Raw genomic sequence first — 7,131 nt, 5'->3', positions numbered from 1 at the left:
GCCACGGTGACGGCGAGATCTTCACGCCGGAACACCTGAGCGCTGATGGCAAGACCTTGTACGCGGCGACCAACAAGGGCCGCGATACCGTCGCGATCTTCAGGTTCGATCTCGAAAAGAAGGCCCTGGGCGAGATGGTCGCGGCGCATCCGCGCTATGACATGGGTGCCGATGGCCAGGGCGGTGATGTGGCAGGGCTTCGCCTGTCCCAGGACCGCAAGGAAGTGCTGGGCTACACCGTGGACGCCGAGCGCAGCCAGACCAGCTGGGTGAACGCCGATCTGGCGCGCATCCAGGCCCAGATGGATGCGACCTTCCGCAACAAGGATGTGGCCTTGCAGCGCGTCAGCTCCGGCCGCACTCTGGTGACCGTCAGCGCACCGGACAGCATTCCGCAGAGCTTTCTGTTCGACGAAGAGAAGAAGCGCCTGGAGGAGCTGTTCGTCGCCAAGACCGACCTGAAGGACAGCGATCTGGTGCCGATGCGGCCCTTCCTGCTGAAGACGCGTGATGGCCTTGAGATTCCTTCCTACTACTTCCTGCCCAAGGACTACAAGCCCGGCCAGAAGCTGCCGACGGTGCTGCACATCCACGGCGGCCCGATGGCCCGTGCGGACTTCGGCGCCTATGGCGGCGGCTTCGGCTGGCGCGAGGCCCAGGTGCTGGCCTCACGCGGCTATGCCGTCGTGTTGCCGAACTTCCGCATCACACCCGGATTCGGCCGCAAGATCTATGAGGCCGGCTTCGGCACCATCGGCAACAAGATGTCCGAGGACCATGAAGATGCGGTGCAATGGGCCGTTCAACAGGGTTTTGCCGATTCACGCCGCGTCTGCATCACGGGCGCCAGCTACGGCGGCTACGCCACGCTGCAAGCGCTGGTGAAAACCCCGGACCTGTTCGCCTGCGGTATCGCGGGCCTGGTGGTGAGCGACCTGGAACTGCAGCTCACCTCGACCGCCACGGACTTCTCCGGCAGCAAGAGCGCCGTCGCCTACTGGCGTCGCCTGATCGGCCAGAACACCCCGGGCTGGGACAAGGCCCGGGCCGTGTCGCCCGGTCTCAACACCGCGCAGATCAAGTCGCCGCTGGCGATGTATGCCGGACGTGACGACCGGCGCACGCCGCTGGAGCAGACGGAGCGCGTCATCAGCGACATGAAGCGCAATGGCAAGGCGCCCGAGTATGTGTTCATCGCCGACAAAGAAGCCCATGGCTTCGGTCTGCTGGACAACAACTTGAAGAACTATGAGCTGATGCTGGACTTCCTGGATCGGCACATCGGCGCCAAGTCGCGTTTCGCCAGCGAGGCCAAATCCGGCGCGAACTGAGCCGGTTCTCACCCCCGCCACCTCGTGGTGGGGGCGTAGGCGGCCGCGAGTTCAGGCCAGGACGGCACCGCCCACGAACACCTTGAGCTCGCCCGGCTGGAAGGGCACCCAAGGCTCGTCTTGCGTCAGCGGCTCGGTGGCAATCACCGCCACGCGGTCGACCGGTGTGGTGTGGGCGGCGAAGTCCACGCTCAGATCCTCGTCGGCCAGGCGCGCTTCGCCAAAGGGATGCTGGCGCAGCAGGTAATGCAGCTTGGTGCTGCCATGCGCCCACAGCGCCTGGCCGTTCGAGAGCAGCATGTTGAAGGTGCCGTGGCGGTTCAGCTGAGGCATCAGCTCGGCCAACGTGCGGCTGAGCTCGTCGATGCTGGGCACGTCGCAATGCGCCTTGGCCAGCTCCTGCATCAGCCAGCAGAAGGCGCGCTCGCTGTCGGTGCCGCCCACCGGCTTGAAGGCGGCATGCAGGCGCGGGTTGAAATCCACCAGATTCCCGTTGTGCGCGAACACCCAGTAGCGGCCCCACAGCTCGCGCTGGAAGGGATGGGTGTTCTCCAGCGCCACCTGGCCCTGGGTGGCCTTGCGGATGTGGGCGATGACGTTGTCGCTCTTGATCGGATAGCGCTTGACCAGCTCAGCCAGCGGCGAGACGCGCGCGCTGTGGTGGTCGACGAAATGGCGCAGGCCACGACCCTCGAAGAAGGCGATGCCGAAGCCATCCTTGTGCTCATCGGCGCGCGTGGCCAGGCCGGTGAAGCTGAACATCACATCGGTCGGCGTGTTGGCATTCATGCCCAGCAATTGGCACATGTCAGCCCCTCGCCCGCCGGATACGGCGGTCGATCCCCCGAGGGGATGCGGGCCGGCTTGGGGCGACCCGGCGCTCGGCCCGCCTGCGTGGTGACGCGTTCTTCACAGCTCACTCCCAGATGATGCGGGTCAGCCCGCGCCAGGTCACCAGGTTGCCCGGGTTGCTGGTTTCGTTCAGCACGCCGCTCATGCGACGCAGCAGCCGCTCGCTCTTCTGGGCGCGCCAGATCAACAGGTCGGCTAGCCAGGGATAGGCGTTGACGCGATTGGCCCGCTCGTAGAGGTCGAACTTGGGCTTGAGGGTGCGCAGCGCCGCTTCGTATTGCGCACGCGCCGCCGCGTCGTCATGCTGGTGTGCGATCAAGGCTTCGGCCGCCAGCATGCCGGTTTCCATGGCCTTGCCGATGCCTTCGCCGGTGAAGGAGTAGGTGGATCCCGCCGCCTCGCCGGTGACGAGCAGGCCGGGGCGCGTCCAGCGCGCACCTTCCAGCGTGCAGCGCAGCGGCGCACCTTTGAGTTCGCCCACCAACTCACCCTCGCGCATCAGCTCGGCGGCAGGCGGGTAGTTTTCGACAAAGGCATCGAAGATGGCCCGCAGATTGAGGTCCTTCTTGGCGCCTTTGCCGGCCACGGCCTGGTGGCTGTCAGTGACGCCGACGCCGATGTTGAAGCAGTCATCCGGCGCCGGAAAGATCCAGCCGTAGCCCGGCCGCACCGCGCGGCTCCAGACCACGTCCATGGCCTTGATGCGTCCCACCATCGAAGGCGCACGCACATAGCCGCGCAGCGCCACGCCGCTGGGGGTGTGGCGTTCGCACATGCCGGCGGCGCTGAGCGCCTTGGGCACCGCGCCGGTGGCCAGGACCACCCAGTCGGCGAGCACTTCCTGCTCGGCATCGCCGACCTTGAGCACCGCGCCACAGACGCGGCCTGAAGCATCCTCCAGCGGCCGCTCGAAGCGGGCCGGTGCAAGAACGCGAGCACCCGCGCGCTGCGCTTCCTGGCACAGCATCTCGTCGAGCACCCGGCGCGGCAGCACAGCCAGCGAGCCTGGCACATCGACACGGCCGCCGCGCGGACCGATGCAGCCCACATGCGCGACCGGCTGCGCCCGGGCCATCACCGCATCGAGCAGGCCCAGCTTCTTCAGCGCCTGGTGCGCATCGGGGATCAGGCCGTCACCGCAGACCTTGTCGCGGCCCTGCGGGTGCTGGTCGACCAGCAGCACGTCCAGGCCGGCCCGCGCCAGAACCAGTGCCGTGGCGGAACCGGCAGGGCCGGCGCCAACCACAAGTACTGCAGCGCGCCCAGTGGCACCGGGGTCTGTCATTCAATCCTCCTGTGAGTGCGAAGGCATTCTAGGGAAGCTCTGCCTGCGGCGGCGCGAGCGCCCCTCCCCACCCACCGAAGCGCCAGAAGCAGCCTTGCCGTGTCAATCATGTGACAACGCGCTGCCGCATTCATCGAAGGAGCGCAAGCCTGCCGTTGGCGAATTGACACAAGGAATGTCACCAAGTACAGGAGGCGGATGACAGCCAGAGAATCTGGCGCTCCGTGTATTCGGGAGGATTACGTCTTGAGGTACGGAGCGCAGCAGCCGCAGACCCGCGGCAAGAACTAAGGTCAGAACCCATTGACTACTGGAGTAATCATGTTCAAACAGTCCAAGATCGGTGCCGCAGCGGCATTGATAGCAAGCGGCGTCATCCCAATGCTGGCGGTGCCGGCCTATGCGCAAAGCACCACCACTGTGGAGAAGGCTGAAACCGTGGTGGTCACGGGTTCACGGATCGTTCGCCCGAACCTCACCAGCACCACACCGATCGTCGCTGTGAACGCTGAAACCATGGCCAATCTCGGCATGGAGAACTTCGCGGACATGGCTACTCAGCTGCCGCAGTTCGCACCGGCTTTCGGCTCCTCGCGGACCCAGTCCACATTCTCTGGCGTCGGCGCTTCCGGCCTGAACAACGCCAACCTGCGCAACCTGGGCGCTGGCCGCAGCCTCGTGCTGATCAACGGTCGCCGGGTGCCTGGTGGCTCGTCGACAGGTACCGCTGTCGACTTCAACTCCATTCCAACCTCGAACATTGACCGGATTGAGATCTCAACCGGTGGCGCATCGGCCGTCTATGGTGCTGATGCGATGGCTGGTGTGGTCAACATCATCACCAAGAAGAACGTCCGCGGCGTCGAGCTCGGCGTCAGCTACGGTGAAGCCGGCCGCGGTGACAACAAGAACCCCAGCGCCTCGGTGGTGATGGGCGGCAGGTTCGGCGATGCAGGCCGCGCCATGCTGACCATGGAGTTCACCCGGGAAGGCCATGTTCGATGCGCTGACCGTGACATCTGCAGCGACGACTTCGCTTGGCTCTCGCCAGGCAGCCCCGTCTTCGGCCCTACGGCTCGCTCCGGCGTTGGCGCCACTGGCCGCTTCTTCGTGGGCGCGAACAGCTTTACCCGCCGTGGCAGCAGCTTCACCGACGCCAACGGCGCCCTGATCCCCTTCAGCGTGCCTGTCGACGGCTACAACCGCAATGCGGCCCGCGACCTGGCCATCCCGACCAAGCGGATCCTGGTCGCCGGTGATGCCGAGTACAAGGTGACGAAGAACATCACCGCCTACGGTGAGTTCAACTACGCGAACAACTCGATCAACTCGTCGTTCGAAGGTCATCCATTCCAGTCAAATGCCAACACCTTCGGTGGCCAGCAGACGACCATTCCAATCAACAACCCCTTCATCCCCGCACAACTGCGCGCCGCCGCTCAGGCCGCAGGCGTGACGGAAATGACCTGGTGGCAGCGCTTCGGCGACGAGACCATCGGCGGTAACCGCGGCGCCAGCAGCGATCGCACGATGGTTCGCACCGTGTTCGGCGCCAAGGGCGAGTTCGACAGCATCGCCGGTTTCGGCCGCGATTGGACCTGGGACGCCTCGCACACCTTCGGCCGTACCCGCGTGAACCTGGGCACCGAGGGCTCGGTGAGCCTGTCACAGCTCTACCACGGCCTGCGCGTCGAAGCCGACCCGACCCGACCCGGCCAGTTCCGTTGCGTCGACGCGATCGCTCGCGGCAATGGCTGCGTGCCCATCAACCCCTTCGCGCCCTACACCGCCGACATGGCCAGGGCGCTGACGGTCAGCACCACGTCCATCGGCGCCAACTCGCTGAACGACAGCGTGGTATCGCTGTCGGGTACGGTCATGAAGCTGCCCGCTGGCGATCTGCGCACCGCCGTGGGTGCCCAGTACCGCTCGTTCTCGGGCTATCTGGACCACGACACCCAGATCAACCTGGGCAACGTGACCGGCAACAGGCTGGGCGATATCGACAAGACCAAGACCAGCACCCGCGAAATGTTCGCCGAGCTGCTCGTGCCGGTCTTGGCTGACAAGCCCTTCGCCAACTCCTTGAACGTGACTGGCGCATTCCGCGGCTCCAAGGCCGGCGAGAAGAAGTACGACACCTGGAACCTGGGTGGAGACTGGGAGCCGACCGATGGTCTGCGCTTCCGTGCCATGCAGAGCCGCTCGGTCCGCACGCCTCAGCCAGGCGAGCTGTCCGGCATCGGCCAGACCTTCGGTGTGATCAACGACCCTTGCACCGCAGCCCGCCGCAACGCCAACCCGACCCGCGCTGCCAACTGCGCGGCCGACGGTGTGCCGGCCAACTACGCGCCGGCGCTGGCGATCGAACAGAGCGTCGAAGGCCTGTCGGGCGGTAATGCCAAGCTGAACCCGGAGAAGGGCACCACCCTGACCTACGGTCTGGTGTTCCAGCCGACCTTCCTGAAGGGCCTGGCCATCGCCGTGGATCGCTTTGACATCGAAGTGACCGACATGATCACGACGGTGTCACGCCAAGTGGCCACCAACCTCTGCTACGACACGCCGAACCGTCTGCTCTGCGGCTCGCTGACCCGCGGCACCAACCCCTTGCTGCCGGGCGCCACCTACGTGCTTCGCGCTGTGAACGAAGAGCTGCAGAACGTGGCCTCGATGAACATCAAGGGCGTGGACCTCGACGTGCGCTATGCCTTCAAGGCCGGCGCGTGGGGCGACTTCGACCTGTCGGCCGTCGCGACCATCTATGACGAAGCCCTCCTCGTGCCGCTGGCCGGAAACGCGCCTGTGAACTTGCTGGGTCAGGCCGGTGGCTCCACCTCCGACCAAGGCTTCATCAAGTTCACCGCGAACGGCAACGTGTCCTGGAAGAAGGGCCCGTTCAAGGCCAACTGGAACATGCGGCATATCGGACGTGCTGACATGGCTGTGGGCACAACGGCTGCCGGCTACCCGCAGATTGGCGCGCACACGTACCACAACGCGCGGATCGGCTACAGCGCCAGCAAGAACGCCGACTTCTACATCGGCGTGACCAACCTGTTTGACAAGAAGCCCCCGTTCTTCGCTTCGGGCAGCTCCGGCACCCAGGCGCTGGACACCATCCCGGGCTACTACGACATCTTTGGTCGCTCGTACTTCGTCGGCGCCAACTTCAAGTTCTGATCCCAGAGCAGATAGGCACCAAAACGAGAAGAGCGCCATGACCGTCCGCTTCAGGGCGGACTGACTGGCCTCGACGAGACGCCCCGGAGCAATCCGGGGCGTTTTTTTTGGCTCGTCTCCCATGTGCGGGGAGGGCTGGTGACAGCTGCCGACGCTGCGCCCTCGGCCGTGCAGAAATCGCCCATCAGCGAGCTGAGCCAACGCCGCTCAGCACCGCGGCGTTCCCCAAATCACTTGCCAGCGAGTGGCGCGAAGTTCGGCGCCAGCCCGGCGTGGCGAGCAGCGCAAGGCAGTCGAAGACCCGCAGCGGGGCGAGTTCCGTGCCTGAGCCCGGTGGCTGCCTAGAGCGCGCCGTGCAAGGCCACAGCATTCGCAGGGCCTGCAGCAGCACGACCGCGTCCGCTTAACGCCCCTGAAACCGGTGAGGAACCAAGAAAAGAAGAGAAAAGAAAAAGGGGCGAGAAATCTCGCCCCCTTCGC

The 7,131-nt window shown here is 65.4% G+C and carries 4 protein-coding genes; 2 read left to right on the top strand and 2 right to left on the bottom strand.

Translation table 11 applies throughout. The features are described 5' to 3' along the window. Positions 1–1,331: alpha/beta hydrolase family protein (locus ACIQ67_RS12940; RefSeq protein ID WP_397534784.1), on the top strand; the 1,331-nt coding region annotated here is incomplete at its 5' end. Between the two features lie 51 nt (positions 1,332–1,382). Here the strand turns inward: ACIQ67_RS12940 and ACIQ67_RS12935 are convergent. Together ACIQ67_RS12935 and ACIQ67_RS12930 are read right to left on the bottom strand one after the other, a co-directional pair. Then, complete coding sequence (locus tag ACIQ67_RS12935) at positions 1,383–2,138, bottom strand: class II glutamine amidotransferase (protein WP_397534783.1); 756 nt, start codon at positions 2,136–2,138, stop codon at positions 1,383–1,385. 109 nt (positions 2,139–2,247) lie between these two features. Then, positions 2,248–3,468: a geranylgeranyl reductase family protein gene (locus tag ACIQ67_RS12930; protein WP_397534782.1), complete on the bottom strand. Its 1,221-nt coding sequence runs from the start codon at positions 3,466–3,468 to the stop codon at positions 2,248–2,250. A 321-nt stretch (positions 3,469–3,789) separates the two neighbouring features. Between ACIQ67_RS12930 and ACIQ67_RS12925 the strand changes: the two genes are divergently transcribed. Beyond that, positions 3,790–6,651, top strand: coding sequence for a TonB-dependent receptor domain-containing protein (locus ACIQ67_RS12925; RefSeq protein ID WP_397534781.1), 2,862 nt, complete (start codon positions 3,790–3,792; stop codon positions 6,649–6,651). Positions 6,652–7,131 lie beyond the last annotated feature (480 nt).

Source organism: Roseateles sp. (genome assembly GCF_044373315.1).
Lineage (GTDB): Bacteria > Pseudomonadota > Gammaproteobacteria > Burkholderiales > Burkholderiaceae_C > JACDQM01.
Note: the sequence above shows the minus strand (reverse complement) of the source record. Positions and strands in the feature narration are given on the sequence as shown.